Source organism: Azospirillum sp. UFLA03-27, assembly GCF_059803775.1.
Genome location: NZ_JAUQTX010000064.1, coordinates 1 through 17928 on the forward strand (window position 1 = coordinate 1; position 17928 = coordinate 17928).

Genomic DNA, 17928 nt, shown 5'->3' on the forward strand with positions numbered 1-17928 from the left:
TGAGTTCCCTCCCAACGAATGCGCCAACTACTTCACCGCCGCCGGCTATGAACCGGAGTAACTGGAAAATGCTCTAGCTTGGCGGCGGCCTTTCCCTTCTCATTGTCCGGTGACAGCAGCCCACCCTCGCCGCCTTCCGCTTCCGCGCCGAAATCCAGTTTTTCGAACGCCTCCTCTCCCTTCTGCAGGGAATACGCGAAGGCCTTCCCCATGATCTTGTTCGGATCGCCACCGGCGGTTTCGACCGCCTCGCGCTGGATGTCCGCCGCCTCAGCGCGGAAGAGGGCATTGGCCGGGGCCATCGCCGCCTGGAACGCCTCGGTGTCCTCGTCCTTTCCGAAGGCGTCGTAAGCGGCGGTCCGCGCCTCGTTCAGGGCCGACATGGCCTTGCCCATGCGCTCCGTCTTGGTCTTGAAGGCTTTTTCAGCCAGTTCGGCCTCCTCCGCCCAGGCCTTGTCCTCCTCGTCCTGGGGCCGCTCCTTCACGTAGCGGTCCTTCACGGCGTTGGTCGCCATCTGACGCAGCCCAAGCGCCACGTCCTTCTCGGTCATCTTGCCGGACTTGACGAAGTCTTCCAGCATCGCGCGGCCCTTGGAGCCAATGGACGCGAAGACCTTCCCCGCCACACCGGTCAGCGACTTGGCCAGCCCGCTGAGTTCCACGCTGTCCTCACCCTTCAAGGCGGCCAAGGCCGCGGAGCCCGCGGAGGACCCGGCGTCAGAGGCCGCCTTCCAGGTCCCCTCCGCCTCGGCGGCACCCCCGGCGGGCTTCCATTTGGTGGCGGTCGCGGTGGTGCTGGCCGTGGTGGCCGAAAACAGGGCGTTGATCGACGTGGACATGGCTTCCCCCTTGCGGTCCCGCCTGGGCCGCGGGGCCTAAATCCTTAGAGACCAAAGTAATTATCGAATGTTCCCAAGTAATTTTCCCAAGAGATCCCTTAACGGACTCTTAAAAAGCTGTTCAGCGCGCCAGCACCGGCAGGACCCACGGGGCCAGCGCGATCTCCACCGGTAGACGGGCGATCACGTCGCCGTCGCCCTGCACGGGTTCCCCCACCGGCCCATCGATGACCACCCGCCGGACCGGCAGGATGCGGTAGTCGGGGAAGCGCGGCAGACGACCGGCGGTGACGCCCCACAGATAGCGCAGGGTGTTCCCCCGCCCCGCCCGCGGGAACAGGCAGACGTGCAGCCGCGGGTCGGTCAGCCGGGCGTCGGGCGCGCAGACGAAGCGCCCTCCGTAGAAATGCCCCTTGGCGACGATGACGGAGGCGACCTCCACCGGCTCCGCATCGTCCACTGCCACGCGGTAGGGGCCGCCGCCGCCCGCGGCGATCCGGGCCAGCGTTTCCATCGCGTAGGCACCCTTGCCGATCAGCCGCTTCAGCCGCATGTCCACCCGCTCGACCACGCGGGCGTCCAGGCCGGCACCGGCCATCATGGCGAAGGCGCGTCCATTCGCCACACCCAGATGCACGGGCAGCGTGCGTCCTTCCGCCAGCACCCGCGCCACGCCCTCCGCATCCAGGGGCAGGTCCAGTTCATGGGCGAGCACGTTGGCGGTGCCCAGCGGCACGATGCCCAAGGGTATTGTCGTTTCCCCGCGTCCGCGCGCGCCCAGCCCGTTGACCACTTCGTTGATGGTGCCGTCGCCACCCGCGGCGACCACCGCGTCGAAGGCGCCAGGGGCCACCGCGCGGGCCATCGCCTCCGCGTCGCCGCGCCCGCCGGTGGCCCGAAGCGTCACCGGGGCCCCGTAGCGCTGCTCCAGCAGTTCCAGCACCGCACCCAGACGGCGCGCCCGGCGGGCGCCGGCCACCGGGTTGTGGATGACCAGAAGACGACGCCGGGTCGCCGCGGCCGGCCCGGACGCCTCAGGCACCGATTCGCCCCCGTCAGCCACACCAGCCTCCAATATGACCATCCTGTGTCAGTTTTGATAAAGTCATTTTTCGCCTTTGTTACGCTGACAAGAAGTCTTATCGAAATCATCGCTTCCTACAAATGCGAACACTCGAAAACATTGTCAAGACAATGACCCACGGATATAGGGAAGACGTTTTACCGAAACCTTGCCGGAACGGCGATGGAGCGGGGCATGAACGCATCACGCGACGTCAAGCGATACCGCAGCATCTGGATCTCCGACGTCCATCTGGGCACGCGGGGATGCAAGGCGGAGTATCTTCTCGATTTCCTGAAGCACAACGAGTCCGACCACCTCTATCTCGTCGGCGACATCGTGGACGGCTGGCGGCTGCGCAAGACATGGTACTGGCCGCAGGCGCACAACGACGTGGTGCAGAAGATCCTGCGCCGGGCGCGCAAGGGCGTGCAGATCTATTACATTCCCGGCAACCACGACGAGGCCGCCCGCGATTACGTCGGCCTGCAGTTCGGCGGCGTTCAGGTGGTCGAGGAGATGATCCACGTCACCGCCGACGGGAGGCAGCTTCTGGTCACCCATGGCGACCGCTTCGACGTGGTGGTGAAGTACGCCCGCTGGCTGGCCTTCATCGGCGACAACGCCTACGTGGTCCTGCTCCAGGTCAACACGCTGTTCAACTGGGTCCGCCGCAAGCTGGGCTTCCCCTACTGGTCCCTGTCCGCCTTCCTGAAACACAAGACGAAGACGGCGGTCGAGTTCATCGGCAATTACGAGGCCGCTCTCGGCGACGAGGCCCGGCGCCGCAGGGTGGACGGGGTCGTCTGCGGCCACATCCACACCGCGGAAATCCGCGACATGGAAGGAATCCTCTATTGCAACGACGGCGACTGGGTCGAGTCCTGCACCGCCTTGGTCGAGCATCCCTGCGGCCGGCTGGAGATCATCGATTGGGCGGCGGACATCCGCCGGCGCGCCGCAACGACGCTGCCCGCCCGCATCCCGGCCAAGGAGAAGCCGGAGAATGTAAAGGAGAAGGCGGCCAAGGAGTCGGTTGCGGCGTGAACATCCTGATCGTCTCCGACGCCTGGCTCCCCCAGGTCAACGGCGTGGTGCGCACCATCGGCACCGTCCGCTCGGAGTTGGAGGCCATGGGCCACCGGGTCGAGGTGATCGGCCCCGACCGCTTCCGCACCGTGCCCATGCCCACCTACCCGGAAATCCGGCTGGCGCTGGGCGCGGGGCGGCGGCTGAACGCGATGATCGACGCGCTGCGCCCCGACTGCATCCACATCGCCACCGAAGGGCCGCTGGGCTTCGCCGCCCGGCGCTACTGCCTGCACCGCGGCCGGCCCTTCACCACCGCCTACCACACCCGCTTTCCCGAATATGTGCGCGACCGGGCGCCGGTGCCGCTGGCGCTCAGCTACGCGGTGGTGCGCCGCTTCCACAGGCCGTCCTCGGCGGTGATGGTGGCGACGCCATCCATCGAAAGCGACCTCGCCGCCCGCGGCTTCACCAACATCCGGCGCTGGACGCGCGGCGTGGACACCGACCTGTTCCGCCCCCGCGCCAAGGAGTTCCTGGCGCTGCCCCGTCCCATCGCCCTCTATGTCGGGCGCGTGGCGGTGGAGAAGAACCTGGAGGAGTTCCTGAAGCTCGACCTGCCGGGCAGCAAGCTGGTGGTCGGCGACGGCCCGGCCCGCGCGGAGCTTCAGCAGAAATACCCGGACGTCCATTGGGCCGGCGCCCGCCATGGCGAGGAATTGGCCCAGCATTACGCTGCGGCGGACGTCTTCGTCTTCCCGTCGCGCACCGACACCTTCGGTCTGGTGCTGCTGGAGGCGCTGGCCTCGGGCGTGCCGGTGGCCGCCTACCCGGTGCCCGGCCCGCTGGACGTGGTTGACGGTTCCGCTGTCGGCTGCCTGGACGAGGATCTCAAGGGGGCGATCGAGCGCGCCCTGACCATCCAGCCGGAAGTGTGCCGGAACTATGCCCTGAACTTCTCCTGGCGCCGCTCCGCCGAACAGTTCCTGGCGAACCTGCGCCCATTCACCTGAGGACGACATGGAGCGGGGCCGGCACGCGGCCGGTCCCCGCCCATTCCGATCACGCGGCGCGGATGCGCTGCATGAACAGGTCCACGCTCTCGCGCAGGCGGTCGGATTCGCGGTGCAGGTTGCCGGCGGACCCCAGCACCTCCTCGGCCAGGCTGCCGGTCTCCGACGCGCCGCTGGTCACCGCCCCGATGGTGTCGGTCACGCTGCGGGTTCCGCGTGCGGCCTCCTGCACGTTGCGGACGATCTCCTGGGTGGCGGCGGTCTGCTGCTCCACCGCGGCGGAGACGGTGATGACGATGTCGTTGATGCTGCCGATGGTGGCGCCGATCCCGCTCAGCGCCTCGGCGGAGCCACGCGCGACCTCCTGGATGCTGGCGATCTGGATGGAGATGTCCTCGGTCGCCTTGGCCGTCTGGTTGGCGAGGTTCTTGACCTCCTGCGCGACCACCGCGAAGCCTTTGCCGGCCTCCCCGGCGCGGGCGGCCTCGATGGTCGCGTTCAGCGCCAGCAGATTGGTCTGCCCGGCGATGCTGTTGATGAGCTGAAGCACCGCGCCGATCCTCTGCGCGGCGTCGACCAGCCCGTTCACCGTGGCGTTGGTCCGCTCCGCCTCGGCCACCGCGCCGCGGGCAACCTGCGACGACTGGGCGACCTGCCGGCTGATCTCGGCGATGGAGCTGGTGAGCTGTTCGGACGCGGCGGCGACCGTCTGCACGTTGGCCGACGCCTGCTCGGCGGCGGCGGCGACAGCGAGCGACTGGCGGTTGGTGGCGGCGGCGATCTGCGCCATGCGCTGGGCGTTGCCCTTCATCTCGTCCGACGCGGCCACCGTGTTGTCGGCGATGCCGCGGACGCTGCCTTCCATGCTGTCGGCGAGTTGGTTCAGGATGGCGCGCTTGCTCTCCTGCTCGGCCGCCGTGTAGGTCTCCAGCAGCACCTCGAGGTCGAGCCAGGCGACGCGGCCCAGCGTGTCGCGCAGGGCTGCCCGCTCCGCCGCCTTTCTCGATCCGAACAGCGATCCGCGCCCGTCCGCCGCGTCGAGACCCAGTTCGCGCACAATGCCGTTGGACACGGTGTGATGGCAGATGGCGACCGCATAGCCCGGCACGCCGTGGTCGTAGAAGGCTTTGGCCAGACGATGGGCGGATTCCAGGAAGCCCGGCCCGAGATCGCCCGAGACCACGCGGCTCCAATGGGCGACACGCGCGGCGTGGACGTCGGGCAGGGTCAGGGCGTCGCGGATTTCCGGCCAAGCCGCGAAGGCGCTGTGCCACTGCTCCAGCAGCGCAGGCAGACGGTGCTGCGCGAAATCCCGGTTGGCGCGCAGACGCGCGATGTCCGCTTCGGTGATGTTGAAGGCCCGGAGCCGGTTTTCCTGGCCGTCACGTTCCTGTACGCCCGCCATGATATTATCATCCCGAAATGTTGGAGGCTGGCGCATTGCCCGCCTTCCTTGAAGTTGCCAACGTTTCTACGCCGTCAGGATAGCATCGGATTGCTTCAAAATTATCATAATGGGTCGCAAAATCGTCATACCCTGGTATGCCGACAGCCCCCATCCGGCCATCAGCCTTCCGGTGGGCGCCAGCGCAAAGCCTTACCTCTGCCACAGCCCCCCGTGCTAAAGTGGTGGGGACCGTGGCCGGGAAATCTGGCCGCGCTGGTTTTGTCGGATGGCGTTTCGACCCGCATGCTTCAGTCACTCTACCGCGGCCTGACGACCCTCGCCGGGCCGGCGGTTCGTCTGTATCTCGACCGGCGTCTGGCCGCCGGCAAGGAGGACTCCGCCCGCCGGGGGGAGCGGTTCGGCACGGCCGCGCGTCCACGCCCTCCTGGGCGGCTCGCCTGGATTCACGCGGCCAGCGTGGGCGAAGCCAACTCGGTCCTTGTCCTCATCGACCGCCTGCTCGACGAAACGCCGGACCTGACGGTCCTGATGACCACCGGCACGGTCACCTCGGCGGAGCTGATGGCCCGCCGCCTGCCGGAGCGCGCCTTTCACCAGTATGTGCCGGTGGACCTGCCGACGGCGGTGGACCGCTTCCTCGACCATTGGCGCCCCGATCTGGTGCTGTGGACGGAATCGGAGATCTGGCCCAACCTGCTCGGCGCCGTTCGGGCGCGCGGCATTCCGGCGGCGCTGGTCAACGCGCGCATGTCAGAGCGCTCCTTCAACCGCTGGCGCTGCGCGTCGGGCCTGATCACGCCGTTGCTTTCGACCTTCCAGATCACGCTGGCCCAGTCGGAGGGGGACGCCGACCGCCTGCGCCGGCTGGGCGCACGGGGCGTCGTCAGCGTCGGCAACCTGAAATTCTCCGCCGAGCCGCCCCCCGCCGATCCCGCGGCTCTGGCGGCGTTGCGCGCGGCCTGCGCCGGGCGCCCCGTCTGGCTGCTCGCCAGCACCCACCCCGGCGAGGACGAGTTGGCCGCCGCGGTGCATGAGGCGCTGGCCCCGCGCCTGCCTGGCCTGCTGACCCTTCTGATTCCGCGTCACGCCCACCGCGGCGCCGACATCGCGGCTCTGCTGCGCGGGCGCGGCCTGACCGTCTCGCGCCGCGGCGAAGGCGCCCTGCCCGCCGCCGCGGACGCCGTGCACATCGCCGACACGATGGGGGAGATGGGGCTGTTCTACCGGCTGGCCCCGGTGGTCTGCATGGGCGGTTCCTTCGTGCCCCACGGCGGCCAGAACCCGGTGGAACCCGCCCTGCTCGGCAGCGCCGTCCTCTACGGCCCGCACATGTGGAACTTCACGGAGATCACCCGCCAGCTCGAAGCCGCCGGCGGCGCCCTTCCGGTGGCCGGGGCGGAGTCCCTCCCCGACGCGGTCGGGCGCCTGCTGAGCGAGGAGGCCGCCCGCACCCGCGTCGTCGCCGGCGCGACCGCGGTGACCGAGGGCAACCGGCGGATCGTCGACCGCGCGCTCGCGGCGCTCGCTCCCGTCCTCGGCACCGGACGCGTCCGGCCCGCGGCATGAGGACTCCCGGCTTCTGGTACGGGTCCGGCGGAGCCGCCGGGGCGGCTCTCGGCTGGGCGCTCGCCCCGCTGGGCGCGCTCTACGGGCTGGCCGGACGGCTGCGCATGGCGGCGGGTCCGCCGGAGCGGGCCGCAGCCCCGGTCCTCTGCGTCGGCAATCTGGTGGCGGGCGGCGCCGGCAAGACGCCGGTTTGCATCGCCGTGGCCGAAGCCCTGCGCGCCCGCGGCATCGCCCCCGCCTTCCTCACGCGCGGTCATGGCGGGCGCGAGCGTGGCCCGCTGACCGTCGATCTCGGCATCCACGATTCGGCCGCGGTGGGCGACGAGGCGCTGCTGCTGGCCGCCCATGGCCCCTGCTGGGTGGCGCGCGACCGCGCCGCCGGGGCACGGGCGGCCATCGCCGCGGGCGCCTCCGTCCTGGTGATGGACGACGGTTTCCAGAATCCCGGCCTCGCCAAGGATTTGTCGCTGATCGTGGTGGACGGGGCGGTGGGTTTCGGCAACGGCCATCTCATCCCCGCCGGCCCCCTGCGCGAACCGGTGGCCCGCGGGCTGGCCCGCGCCGGGGCCGTCGTGGTGCTGGGCGACGACCGCGCCGGGGTGGAGCGCCGGGTGGCCGGCGCCCTGCCGGTCCTGCACGCCCGGCTGGAGCCGGTCGAGGAGGCCCGTGCCCTGGCCGGACGGACGGTCCTGGCCTTCGCCGGCATCGGGCGTCCGGCAAAGTTCTTCGCGACGCTGGAAGCTCTGGGCGCCCGGGTGGTGGAGCGTGTCGCCTTCGCCGACCACCATCCCTACCGCCCCGAGGAGGTGATGGCCCTGATCGACCGCGCCAACGCGCTGGGTGCCCTGCCGGTCACCACCGTGAAGGACGCCGTCCGCCTGCCGGAGTCCCTGCGCGCCCTGGTCCGGGCGGTGCCGGTGCGCGCCGTCTGGCGGGACCCCGCCGCCCTCGACCGCTTGCTCGCCCCTCTTCTGACCGGGCTTCCGACTGGAGTTCCCAATGGCTAAGCCGCGCGGCCCCCTGGTGTCCTGGCTGACCCGCCGGGTCGGCTACCCGCTGGAGGCCGTTCTCGTCCACGGCTTCTGCGGCCTGTTCCGCGCCCTGCCGCTCGACCGCGCCTCGGCGCTCGGCGGCTGGATCGGACGGACCGTCGGCCCGCGCCTTCGCAGCACCCGCACCGCCCGCCGCAACCTGGAGCGCGCCTTCCCCGAGAAATCCCCCGCGGAGATCGACGCGATCATCCTCGGCATGTGGGACAATCTGGGCCGCGTCATCGCCGAGTACCCGCATCTGGACGCCATCGGCGCGTACGGCCCCGGCGGCCGGACCGAAGTGGTCGGCGGCGAGCACATCGACGCCCTGCGCGAGGACGGCAAGGCCGGCATCCTGGTGTCCGGCCATTTCGCCAACTGGGAAGTGAAGCCCGTCTGCTCCCGCAAGATGGGATTGGAACTGGCTGTGGTCTACCGCGCCCCCAACAACCCCTATGTCGGCCGGCTGCTGACCGAACTGCGGGGGGCCGCCGGCGGCACGCACATTCCGAAAGGGCCGGAGGGCGCGCGCGCGCTGATCCGGGTCCTGACCAAGGGCGGGCATGTCGGCATGCTGATCGACCAGAAGATGAACGACGGCATGCCCGTCCCCTTCTTCGGGCGCGACGCCATGACAGCCCCGGCGGCGGCGCAGCTCGCCCTGCGGCTTGGCATTCCGTTGGTGCCGGCGCGGACGGAACGGCTGGACGGCGCGCGTTTCCGCATCACCGTCCTGCCGCCGGTCGAGCCTCCCGACACCGGTGACCGCAACGCTGATGTGCGGATTTTGATGGAGCGCCTGAACGGCCTGTTGGAGCAATGGATTCGCGAGCGCCCCGCCGAATGGCTCTGGCTGCACCGGCGCTGGCCCGACTGACGGAGAAAGTCCCATGGCCCTGCCGCTCGACCCGCATCTGCTTCAACTCTACCTCGTCGCGGCGCTGGTCCTGACGCTGGCGCCGGGACCGGATTCGCTGCTGGTCCTGTCACGCAGCGTGATGGACGGGCGCAACGCCGGGGTGGTCGCCACCGCCGGCATCACGTTGGGCAACCTGATCCACGCGCTGCTCGCCGCCGCCGGCATCTCGGCGCTGGTCGCCGCCTCGCCGGCCCTGTTCGACGTGCTGCGCTACGCCGGCGGCGCCTATCTGGGCTGGATCGGCGGGCGGGCGCTGTGGAGCGCCCTGCGGACCGGCTTCGGCCGGCGCGGCGGCACGGAGGAGGCGACGGTCAAGCCCGAGTCGGCCCCGGCGCACCGCGTCTTCCTCCAGGCGCTGCTGACCAACCTGCTGAATCCGAAGGTCATCCTGTTCTATCTCGCCTTCGTGCCGCAATTCGTCGCACCGGCGCTCGGCCACGTCGCGCTGCAGATCTTCCTGCTCGGCGCGATCCTCGGCGTCATCGGCGGCCTCTACCTGCTGGGCGTCGCCGCCCTCAGCGCCGGTGCCGCGCGCCGCGCCCTGTCGAGCGCGCGGGTGCGGGCGGTTCTGGACGGTGTCGCGGGGGTGCTGTTCCTGGGTTTCGCGCTGCGCCTGCTGCTGACCGACCGGCGCATCGCCTGACGGCAAATCCGTCAGGCGGGAAAAGACGTTGCGGAGTCAGTGGACGAGCGTGGCCGGGGGTGTCATAGTGCCGCCCGCGTTTAACCGGCCAGCCCGTCCGGCCGAATGGCTTACCGACCGCGAGCGACGATGAGCGAGAAAATCTCCCTGATCACCTGGATGGCGAACATCCACATCCGGTTTGTCACCTGGCGCCGGGGCAACAAGGTCGGCACCGACCGCTTCGGCAACACCTATTACCGTTGCCCCAGCGCCATCGCCGGCGTGAAGGAACGCCGCTGGGTGATCTATGCCGGGGAACCGGATGCCTCCAAGGTGCCGCCGGAATGGCATTCCTGGCTGCACCACACCACCAAGGAGCCGCTGCCGGAAGGCAACAGCGCCTTCCACAAGCCGTGGCAGAAGGAGCATCTGCCGAACCTGTCCGGCTCGCTCCAGGCCTACCGGCCGCCCGGGCACCAGTATGCGGGCGGGCAGCGCGTGCGCGCCACCGGCGATTACGAACCCTGGACTCCGGGCTGAGACGCCTGCGCGGTCCTTTAGGAATCCCTCATGCGCCGCAATGTGATTGAAACCGTGCTCGGCGGGGTCGTCCTCGCCGTGGCCGGCTTTTTTCTGGCTTTCGCCTACACCAGCGCCGATTTGCGCAAGGTGAACGGCTACGCCCTCACCGCCAACTTCACCAGCATCTCTGGCCTGCAGAGCGGGGCGGACGTGCGGATCAGCGGCGTGAAGGTGGGGTCGGTCACCGAACTGACGCTCGACCCGAAGAGCTATCAGGCGGTCGTCCACATGTCGATCCACCCGGACATCAAGCTGCCCAAGGACACCGCGGCGGTCATCGCCTCGGAGAGCCTGCTGGGCGGCAAGTTCCTGTCGCTGGAGCCGGGTGGCGAAGAGGACATGCTCAAGCCGGAGGGCCGCGTCGAGTACACGCAGAGCACCCCCGGCATCGAGCAGCTCCTGGGCCAGGTCATCTTCTCGCTGCAGAACATGAGCAAGCCCGGCCAGGAGGGCGGCGAGCCGCCCAAGCTGTAAACGCCGCGCAATGACACGACGAACGAAGGGGCCTCGCGGCCCCTTTTTTCGTTTGGCGCATCCACTTTTTCCCACCCCCTTCGGAACAGCCGCGGCCACGCTGCCGTTTCCTTGCCCAGACTCAACACGGCACACTCATCAAAGGAGATCAGCGATGAAAGCCCGTTTCCTGGTTCTCGGCCTCGCCCTGCTCGCTGCCGCCTGCGGCGTGAACACCGAGGAGAAGGCCGCCAGCGGCGCTCTGGGCGGGGCTGCGGCGGGTGCCGTGATCGGCGGGCCGGTCGGCGCGGTGGTCGGTGGCGCCGCGGGCGCCGCGGGCGGCACCGCCACCCAGAAGGTTGAGGAAAAGGAGGGCACCGCCGGTCCGTCCACCACCAACGCCCCCTATGGCGGCACCCGTCCCAGCGGCAGCATCACCCAGTAAAGCGGGCCCAACAGAGCTGGCATGGAGTAGACGGGGAGACGCTTCCGGGCTAGAAGGCTGTCGGGTTTCGGCCCACGCCGTTCGACATCACGGAAGCGATCCCCAGTGACGACGATCCAAGTGACGACGACTCCGAGAAGCCTCGCCGGCCCGATCGGTGGCAAACGCGTTCGCGGCGCGGCCCTGGCGGCCGCGCTGCTCTGCCTTCCGGTCCTGGGCCTGACCGGCCCGGCCAGCGCCGCTCCGGTGCCGGAAGAGATGGTCAGCCGCCCCGCCGCCAAGCTGCAGGGGCTCGACAAGATCACCGCCCGCACCTCCACCTTCACCATCGCGGTCGGCGAGACCAAGGCGCTCGGCAGCCTGCGCATCACCCTGCGCGCTTGCAAGGAGAACCCGCCGATTGAGCCGCCGGAGACTGCGGCCTTCCTCGAAGTGATCGAAAGCAAGCCCGGTGAGCAGGCGGAGCCGGTGTTCAGCGGCTGGATGTTCGCCTCCAGCCCCGCCCTGTCGGCGATGGAGCACCCGATCTACGACGTCTGGGTCCTGTCCTGCGAGGGCGACTGAGTCCGGCCCAGCGCCCCGCCCTCAGCCCTCCGGGCCGAACAACGCCGTGATGGCCGCGTCCTGGTCGACGCCGCCGAAGTCCGTCGGCACAGCCAGGGCGGCCGCCAGCCGGCGGCGGTACTCGGCGCGCGGGATCTCCATGGCGCCGAACTGGCTCAGATGCTCGGTCACGAATTGCGCGTCCAGCAACGTGTAACCTGCCGCCCGCAGCCGGGCGACCAGATGCACCAGCGCCACCTTGCTGGCGTCGGTGACGCGGCTGAACATGCTTTCCCCGAAGAAGGCGCCGCCCAGCGCGACGCCGTAGAGGCCGCCGACGAGTTGGCCGCCGCTCCAGCATTCCACGCTGTGGGCGCAGCCGCGCTCGTGCAGTTCGGTGTAGAGCCGCAGGATGTCGCCGTTGATCCAAGTCTTCGGACGGTCCGGCGTCGGCTCCGCGCAGGCTTCGATCACCGCGCGGAAGGCCGTGTCGAAGCGCAGCGCGAACGGGCCGCGCCGCACCGTCTTGCGCAGCTTGCGCGGGACGTGGAAGCCCTCCAGCGGCAGGACGCCCCGCCGCTCCGGATCGAACCAGTACAGCTCCTCGGAGTCGGCGTTCTCCGCCATCGGGAAAATGCCGGCGGCGTAGGCGCGCAGAAGCAGCGATGCGGACAGTTCGATCATCGCGAACACTATAGCCGTTCGTCCCCTTACCCCCGCAACCTTATCTCAGCGCACCACTTCCGCGCGACAGGTGGCTCCCACCATGGTATGCAACGGAAAGAGGTGTTCATCGCAGGAGCTCCAACATGAAGACGGTTCTGTCAGTCATCACCGTATCGGTGGTTGCGTTCCTCTCGATGACCGGCGCGTCATGGGCGCAGCGCAAGGCGGAGCCCGGCACCTTCGATTACTATGTGCTCAGCCTGTCCTGGTCGCCCACCCACTGCGCCAAGAATCAGGGCGACGCCGATCCCGACCAGTGCGGGGTGGAGCGCAAATTCGGCTTCATCGTCCACGGCCTGTGGCCGCAATACAGCAACGGCGGCTACCCGGCCACCTGCACCCGCGACCGCACGGTCCCCCGCACCGTAGTTGACGCCACCATGCCGGTGATGCCCAGCGTCGGGCTGATCGTGCACCAATGGACGAAGCACGGCACCTGCAGCGGCCTGCCCGTCACCGACTATTTCGCGCAGGTCCGCAAGGCCTTCGCCAAGGTGAAGATCCCCGAGGCGCTTCAGGCCCCGAAGTCCGACCTATCGATCCCGGCGGCCCAGGTGGAGCGCCTGTTCGTTCAGGCCAACCCGGGGTTGGAACCGGAGTCGGTGGCGCTGATCTGCTCCAAGCGCGATGTGGCCGAGGTGCGGCTGTGCCTGAACAAGGACCTGTCCTTCATGCCCTGCGGCGCCAAGGTGGTCGACCGCTGCCGCCGCGACGCCCTGCTGACCGCGACGCCGTGACATCCCATCCAGAATGAACGCTTTCGATGTCCCCTCTCCCCTCTGGGGAGAGGGATAGGGTGAGGGGGTTGCGCGTTGCGATGGGTTCCGGCAAAAGCGCACCCCCCTCACCGGCCCTTCGGGCCACCCTCTCCCCGGAGAGGAGAGGGTTTAGAATCTGCCTTAAACAAAAAGAGCCCTTCCTCCCGATGGGGAGGAAGGGCTCTTTTTGTTGAACCGTTCAACCGCTTACTTCTTCATGCCCATCAGCTGTTCGAGCCAGTGGATGTCGTAGTTGCCGTCGATGAAGGCCTGCTGCGCGATGATGCGCTGGTGCAGGGGCAGCGTGGTGTCGACGCCGCCGATCACATACTCCTCGATCGTCCGGCGCAGCCGCATCAGGCACTCGTTGCGGGTGGTGCCGTGGACGACCAGCTTGGCGATCAGGCTGTCGTAGTGCGGCGGAATGCGGTAGCCGTCGTAGAGCGCCGAGTCGACGCGCACGCCCAGGCCGCCCGGCGCGTGGTAGCCGTCGATCTTCCCCGGCGACGGGATGAAGGTCTCCGGATGCTCCGCGTTCACGCGGCACTCGATCGAATGGCCCTGGAACCGGATGTCCGCCTGGCCGTAGCCGAGCGGGGCGCCGGTCGCCACGCGGATCTGCTCGCGCACCAGATCGATGCCGGTGATCATCTCGGTGATCGTGTGCTCGACCTGCAGGCGGGTGTTCATCTCAATGAAGTAGAACTGCCCGTCCTCGAACAGGAACTCCATCGTGCCGACGCCGCGGTAGCCGATGGCCGCCGCCGTCCTGGCCGCCAGATCGCCGATGAAGGCGCGCTGCTCGGCGTTCAGGGCCGGCGACGGGGCCTCCTCGATGACCTTCTGGTGGCGGCGCTGCACGGAGCAGTCGCGCTCGCCGAAATGCACGCAGTTGCCGTGCTCGTCGCCGAGAAGCTGGATCTCGATGTGCCGGGGCCGGCCGAGATACTTCTCGATGTAGACCTCGTCGTTGCCGAAGGCGGCGCGCGCCTCGCCACGGGCAAGCTGGTAGGCTTCCTTGAGCTGGTCGGGGTTGCGGGCGACCTTCATGCCCTTGCCGCCGCCGCCCGCCGCCGCCTTGATGAGGATCGGATAGCCGGTCTCGCGGCCGATCTTCTCCGCCTCCTCCAGCGTCGGCACCGGGCCGTCGGAACCGGGGACCACGGGCAGCCCCTGCTCCATCACCGTCTTCTTCGCGGTGACCTTGTCGCCCATGATGCGGATGTGCTCCGCGGTCGGGCCGATGAAGGTGAAGCCGTGCTCCTCCACCATCTCCGCGAACTGGGCGTTCTCCGACAGGAAGCCGATGCCGGGATGGATCGCGTCCGCCCCGGTGATCGACGCCGCCGACAGGATCGCCGGAATGTTCAGATAGCTTTCGCGGGCCGACGCGGGGCCGATGCACACGCTTTCGTCCGCGAGGCGGACGTGCATGGCGTCGGCGTCGGCGGTGGAATGCACCGCCACGGTCTGGATTCCCATCTCACGGCAGGCGCGGTGGATGCGCAGAGCAATCTCACCGCGGTTCGCGATCAGGACCTTCTCGAACATCGCCAAGGGATGATCCCCGCTCACTCGATGATCATAAGGACTTCGCCGAACTCCACCGGCTGGCTGTCGGAGACCAGGACCTCGACAACCGTGCCGCCCCGCGGGGCCTTGATGGGGTTCATGACCTTCATCGCCTCGATGATGAGGACGGTCTGGCCGGCCTTCACCGTGTCGCCGACGCGCACGAAGGGCGTGCCGCCCGGCTCGGCCGCGGCGTAGGCCGTGCCGACCATCGGCGAGGTGACGGCGCCGGGATGGCTGGCGGGCTTGCCCGCCGGGGCGGCGGCCGCAGCGGCGACCGGAGCGGGAGCGGCGACCGGAGCGTGCACGGCCACCGCCTGGGCGGCCGTCGGGCGGGTGACGCGGATCCGCTTCTCGCCCTCGGCAAACTCGATCTCGCTCAAGCCCGTCTCACGCAGGAGATCCGCCAGCTTGCGGACCAGATCGCCGTCGATGTCGAAGCTTGCCATGGTGTTCGTTTTTCCCGTGTTCCTTAGTCGCGCTCGAGGATATTCGCCATGGCGTCCAGCGCCAGCAGATACCCGTGAGGGCCGAAGCCGCAGATCATCCCCTTGGCCACCGCGGAAATGTGCGAGTGGTGGCGGATGGCCTCACGCTTGTAGATGTTGGAGAGATGCACCTCGACGATCGGCAGCTCGGACAGGATCAGCGCGTCCATGATGGCGACGGAGGTGTGGCTGTAGGCGCCGGCGTTGATGACGATGCCGTCATGCTCCGTCCGCGCCTGCTGAATCCAGGAAACGAGTTCGCCCTCGTGGTTCGACTGCCGGAAGTCGATGGCCAGCCCAAGCTGTTCGGCGCGTTCCTGGCACGCGCCTTCCAGATCGTCGAGCGTCATGGAGCCATAAATGTGCGGTTCGCGCACGCCCAGCATGTTCAGGTTCGGTCCGTTCAGGACCAGAACGGAAGCGTCGATGGCCACGGGCCACGCCCCTTTTCCAAGATCGAGTCCGCGCGTTTATAGCACTTTGCGTCGCGCTGGCAATGCCGCATGGCGCAAACGTTACGCCCATTCGGCGTGTTCTGCCCCCTTCGGCGCCAAACGCCTCACGGCGCGGCGGACAAATGACGGCGCAGGATCTCCTCGAAGGTTCCACCATCCTTCAACTTTCTCAATCCGGCGTTGAAGGCGGCCAGGATCGCCGCCGCCTCCGGCAGCGAGCGGGAGAGAATCAGGTGCTGCCCGGCGCGGGCGTAGGGCAAGGGGGCGATGCGGATCTCGTCCCCGGCCATCGCCTTCGCCACCGCGCTCCGCCCGGTGAATTCGTCGATGACGAAGGCGTCCACACGGCCCGAGGCGACCATCCGCACGCAAGCCGGCAGGTCCGCCGGGCTTTCCCGCGCCAGCGCGCCCGCCGCGGCCAGATCCGCCAATTCCGTCGGCAAAGCGTAGCCGACCGGCGCGCAGACCGTGCGGCCCCGGAAATCCTCTGGCGTGTGGAACACCATGCTGCTGTGGGCGGACAGGTAGACGAGCTGGCGCACCTCCAGCAGCGGGTCGGAGAACAGCATCTCCATCTCGCGGTCCGGCGTGCGGACATAGGGAAAGGTGCCGAGGAACCTGCCCGCCAGGACGCCGTCGTAGCCGCGGCGCCAGGGCATGAAGCGCACGCCATAACGCAACCCGACCTCGTCGAAGGCACGGCGCACGATGTCGGTCAGCAGGCCGCCCTCCGGAAGATCCTCTCCGGTGAAGGGGGCGAAGTCGTTGCCGATGACCAGGTCCAGGGCCGAGTCGAGCGGGGCCGCCCGGACGGGACCGATCGCCGCCAGCAGCAGGAGCATGGCCAGAAGACACCGCCGCCCCGCCATCGCCTATCCCCTACCCCTTCTCCTGCGGACGCCCGCTCATTCCGCCGGGGCGCGGTTGCGCCGCCCGGCGGGGTCGGTGAACAGGTCGTTGATGCGCTGGACATGCTCCGCCACCGCCTCGCGGATGGAGAAGATGCGCTTCTCGGCGCCGCCGCTCCAGCCCACCGGCTTCTTGCGGAAGATCGAGCGGAAGAAGCGGGTGTTGCGCAGGAAGCCCTGCTGCAGGTTGAGGTCCACGTCGCCGTAGCGCTCCGGCAGGCTGCGGGCGACCCGGCGGCCCATGAAGGAGCGCAGCCAGAAATGGCCGGCGCCGAACAGACCGGCCAGGACCACCAGCGCCACCAGCACCCCGATCGGCAGGCCGCCGGTCCAGGCCGGCTGCGACTGGGTCAGCCAGGTGAGGAAGGCCGACACCGTGTCGCCGCCGGCGAGGCTGGCGATCCCGCCGAACAGCAGGGCGAGCAGGGCCAGCCACACCGCGTCGCCGATCAGCACCAGCTTGCGCCAGCGCTTCATCGCCGCGGCGAGCTGCGGGACGATCTCGCCCTTCAGCTCCTTCACGAGGCTGTCGATCATGCCGACGATGCGGTAGGCGCGGGCGACCTCCACCTCGTTGATGCGCACCTGGAGTTCGGCGAGGTCGGAGTCGCGCCGCGTCTCGTAGCGGGCGCGCACCGCGTCGTCGGCGATGGCGACCGCCGACTTGCTGTCGTAGAGCGCGTAGAAGCGGCCCGAGACCAGACCAGCCTGGGCGATGGCGCGCTGCCACGCGCCGAACACCGCCTCCAGATTGTCTTCCTTCGCCGTGGTGTCGATCTGGTTCAGGATGTAGCAGACCTTGCGCGCGTCGGCGCGGTCCACCGTCTTCGCCACTAGATGCTTCAGCGTGTCCTGCATCGCCCCCGGCTCAGGGTGGCGCCCGTCGAAGAAGACCAGCACGAGGTCGGACAGCTCGACGATGTGGTCGACCAGCCGCAGAACCGAGCGGCGCTGGTCGTCGGCGTCGAAGCCCGGCGAGTCGATGAAGATCTTGCCGCGCGCCCGGTCGCCGGACAGCGTCTTGAGCTGCAGGTAGTTGTCGATGCGCTTGCCCTCGCCCGCCGCGACCTTCTCGATCTCGTCGGCGATCCGGTAGAAGGGAAAGCGCGGGTCGGCGTTCAGCGCGGTACCCGGCAGGGCCTCCCGCCGTGTTTCCGGGCCGTGGCAGATCACCGTGAACTTGTCGTCCACCGCCTGGTTGCCGGTGTTCTGCAGCGGCGCGCCGAGATAGCCGTTGAGAAAGGTGGACTTGCCCGCGGAGAAGGTGCCCAGCACCGCGATCATCGGCCACCACGGAATGCGCGTGGTCAGCGACTCGTGCGGACCCAGCAGACCCAGCCGGACCAGGACCCGGTCGAAATTGCGGAAGGTCGGGATGACCGGGAGAAGGTTCGGGTTTTCCGCGCGGAGATGCGCGTCCAGGGCGGCGAGGCGCTGCTGGAGGGCTTGCCTTGGGGTCATGGCCGGCCGGGTCCCGTCTGCTGTGAATTGGGGTGACGTCTGGT

At 68.9% G+C, this 17928-nt stretch carries 20 protein-coding genes; 11 read left to right on the forward strand and 9 right to left on the reverse strand.

Features of this window, described 5'->3' with window-relative positions:
• Nucleotides 1-32 precede the first annotated feature (32 nt).
• Both Q4I23_RS12195 and Q4I23_RS12200 read right to left on the reverse strand, forming a co-directional pair.
• Nucleotides 33-839, reverse strand: coding sequence for a hypothetical protein (locus tag Q4I23_RS12195; RefSeq protein WP_498526408.1), 807 nt, complete (start codon nucleotides 837-839; stop codon nucleotides 33-35).
• 121 nt (nucleotides 840-960) lie between these two features.
• Nucleotides 961-1902: a diacylglycerol/lipid kinase family protein gene (locus tag Q4I23_RS12200; RefSeq protein ID WP_498526409.1), complete on the reverse strand. Its 942-nt coding sequence runs from the start codon at nucleotides 1900-1902 to the stop codon at nucleotides 961-963.
• A gap of 195 nt (nucleotides 1903-2097) precedes the next feature.
• Between Q4I23_RS12200 and Q4I23_RS12205 the strand changes: the two genes are divergently transcribed.
• Entirely contained in the window at nucleotides 2098-2949 is an 852-nt protein-coding gene (locus tag Q4I23_RS12205) for a UDP-2,3-diacylglucosamine diphosphatase (protein ID WP_498526410.1), read from the forward strand.
• Nucleotides 2946-3944 (forward strand): glycosyltransferase family 4 protein, encoded by a 999-nt coding sequence (locus tag Q4I23_RS12210; protein ID WP_498526411.1) that lies wholly within the window; start codon nucleotides 2946-2948, stop codon nucleotides 3942-3944. Before Q4I23_RS12205 ends, Q4I23_RS12210 begins: the two co-directional genes overlap by 4 nt.
• A gap of 49 nt (nucleotides 3945-3993) precedes the next feature.
• On the opposite strand, the gene Q4I23_RS12215 is transcribed toward Q4I23_RS12210, so the two are convergent.
• Nucleotides 3994-5349 carry a methyl-accepting chemotaxis protein gene (locus tag Q4I23_RS12215; protein ID WP_498526412.1) on the reverse strand — a complete coding sequence of 452 codons (1356 nt, stop codon included), beginning with the start codon at nucleotides 5347-5349 and terminating at the stop codon, nucleotides 3994-3996.
• Between the two features lie 285 nt (nucleotides 5350-5634).
• Here Q4I23_RS12215 and Q4I23_RS12220 point away from each other — a divergent pair, with 285 nt between their 5' ends.
• From Q4I23_RS12220 to Q4I23_RS12255, 8 genes are all read left to right on the forward strand, one after another.
• Complete coding sequence (locus tag Q4I23_RS12220) at nucleotides 5635-6918, forward strand: 3-deoxy-D-manno-octulosonic acid transferase (protein ID WP_498526413.1); 1284 nt, start codon at nucleotides 5635-5637, stop codon at nucleotides 6916-6918.
• Entirely contained in the window at nucleotides 6915-7925 is a 1011-nt protein-coding gene (lpxK, locus tag Q4I23_RS12225) for a tetraacyldisaccharide 4'-kinase (protein WP_498526414.1), read from the forward strand. Before Q4I23_RS12220 ends, lpxK begins: the two co-directional genes overlap by 4 nt.
• Entirely contained in the window at nucleotides 7918-8826 is a 909-nt protein-coding gene (locus tag Q4I23_RS12230; protein ID WP_454019325.1) for a lipid A biosynthesis lauroyl acyltransferase, read from the forward strand. Before lpxK ends, Q4I23_RS12230 begins: the two co-directional genes overlap by 8 nt.
• 13 nt (nucleotides 8827-8839) lie before the next feature.
• Nucleotides 8840-9511, forward strand: coding sequence for a LysE family translocator (locus Q4I23_RS12235; RefSeq protein WP_498526415.1), 672 nt, complete (start codon nucleotides 8840-8842; stop codon nucleotides 9509-9511).
• A 129-nt stretch (nucleotides 9512-9640) separates the two neighbouring features.
• Nucleotides 9641-10033 (forward strand): NADH:ubiquinone oxidoreductase subunit NDUFA12, encoded by a 393-nt coding sequence (locus Q4I23_RS12240; RefSeq protein WP_145674412.1) that lies wholly within the window; start codon nucleotides 9641-9643, stop codon nucleotides 10031-10033.
• Nucleotides 10034-10063: 30 nt separating this feature from the next.
• A complete protein-coding gene (gene mlaD, locus Q4I23_RS12245) occupies nucleotides 10064-10549 on the forward strand; it encodes an outer membrane lipid asymmetry maintenance protein MlaD (protein ID WP_109067801.1) in 486 nt (161 codons plus the stop codon).
• Between the two features lie 154 nt (nucleotides 10550-10703).
• Nucleotides 10704-10973 carry a YMGG-like glycine zipper-containing protein gene (locus tag Q4I23_RS12250; RefSeq protein WP_014241152.1) on the forward strand — a complete coding sequence of 90 codons (270 nt, stop codon included), beginning with the start codon at nucleotides 10704-10706 and terminating at the stop codon, nucleotides 10971-10973.
• 105 nt (nucleotides 10974-11078) lie between these two features.
• Complete coding sequence (locus tag Q4I23_RS12255) at nucleotides 11079-11537, forward strand: DUF2155 domain-containing protein (protein ID WP_454019322.1); 459 nt, start codon at nucleotides 11079-11081, stop codon at nucleotides 11535-11537.
• Between the two features lie 21 nt (nucleotides 11538-11558).
• On the opposite strand, the gene aat is transcribed toward Q4I23_RS12255, so the two are convergent.
• Nucleotides 11559-12200 (reverse strand): leucyl/phenylalanyl-tRNA--protein transferase, encoded by a 642-nt coding sequence (gene aat / locus Q4I23_RS12260; RefSeq protein ID WP_454019321.1) that lies wholly within the window; start codon nucleotides 12198-12200, stop codon nucleotides 11559-11561.
• Nucleotides 12201-12325: 125 nt separating this feature from the next.
• On the opposite strand from aat, the gene Q4I23_RS12265 reads away from it, so the two are divergent.
• A complete protein-coding gene (locus Q4I23_RS12265) occupies nucleotides 12326-12979 on the forward strand; it encodes a ribonuclease T2 family protein (protein WP_498526416.1) in 654 nt (217 codons plus the stop codon).
• A gap of 228 nt (nucleotides 12980-13207) precedes the next feature.
• Here Q4I23_RS12265 and accC read toward each other — a convergent pair whose 3' ends face one another.
• The 5 genes from accC to Q4I23_RS12290 form a co-directional block, all read right to left on the reverse strand.
• Complete coding sequence (gene accC, locus Q4I23_RS12270) at nucleotides 13208-14551, reverse strand: acetyl-CoA carboxylase biotin carboxylase subunit (protein WP_237903104.1); 1344 nt, start codon at nucleotides 14549-14551, stop codon at nucleotides 13208-13210.
• Between the two features lie 20 nt (nucleotides 14552-14571).
• Nucleotides 14572-15021 (reverse strand): acetyl-CoA carboxylase biotin carboxyl carrier protein, encoded by a 450-nt coding sequence (gene accB, locus Q4I23_RS12275; RefSeq protein WP_014241157.1) that lies wholly within the window; start codon nucleotides 15019-15021, stop codon nucleotides 14572-14574.
• Between the two features lie 23 nt (nucleotides 15022-15044).
• On the reverse strand, nucleotides 15045-15494 hold the full coding sequence (gene aroQ / locus Q4I23_RS12280; RefSeq protein ID WP_014241158.1) for a type II 3-dehydroquinate dehydratase: 450 nt from the start codon (nucleotides 15492-15494) through the stop codon (nucleotides 15045-15047).
• Between the two features lie 125 nt (nucleotides 15495-15619).
• A complete protein-coding gene (locus tag Q4I23_RS12285; RefSeq protein ID WP_498526417.1) occupies nucleotides 15620-16357 on the reverse strand; it encodes a substrate-binding periplasmic protein in 738 nt (245 codons plus the stop codon).
• A gap of 63 nt (nucleotides 16358-16420) precedes the next feature.
• On the reverse strand, nucleotides 16421-17884 hold the full coding sequence (locus Q4I23_RS12290) for a dynamin family protein (RefSeq protein ID WP_498526418.1): 1464 nt from the start codon (nucleotides 17882-17884) through the stop codon (nucleotides 16421-16423).
• Nucleotides 17885-17928 lie beyond the last annotated feature (44 nt).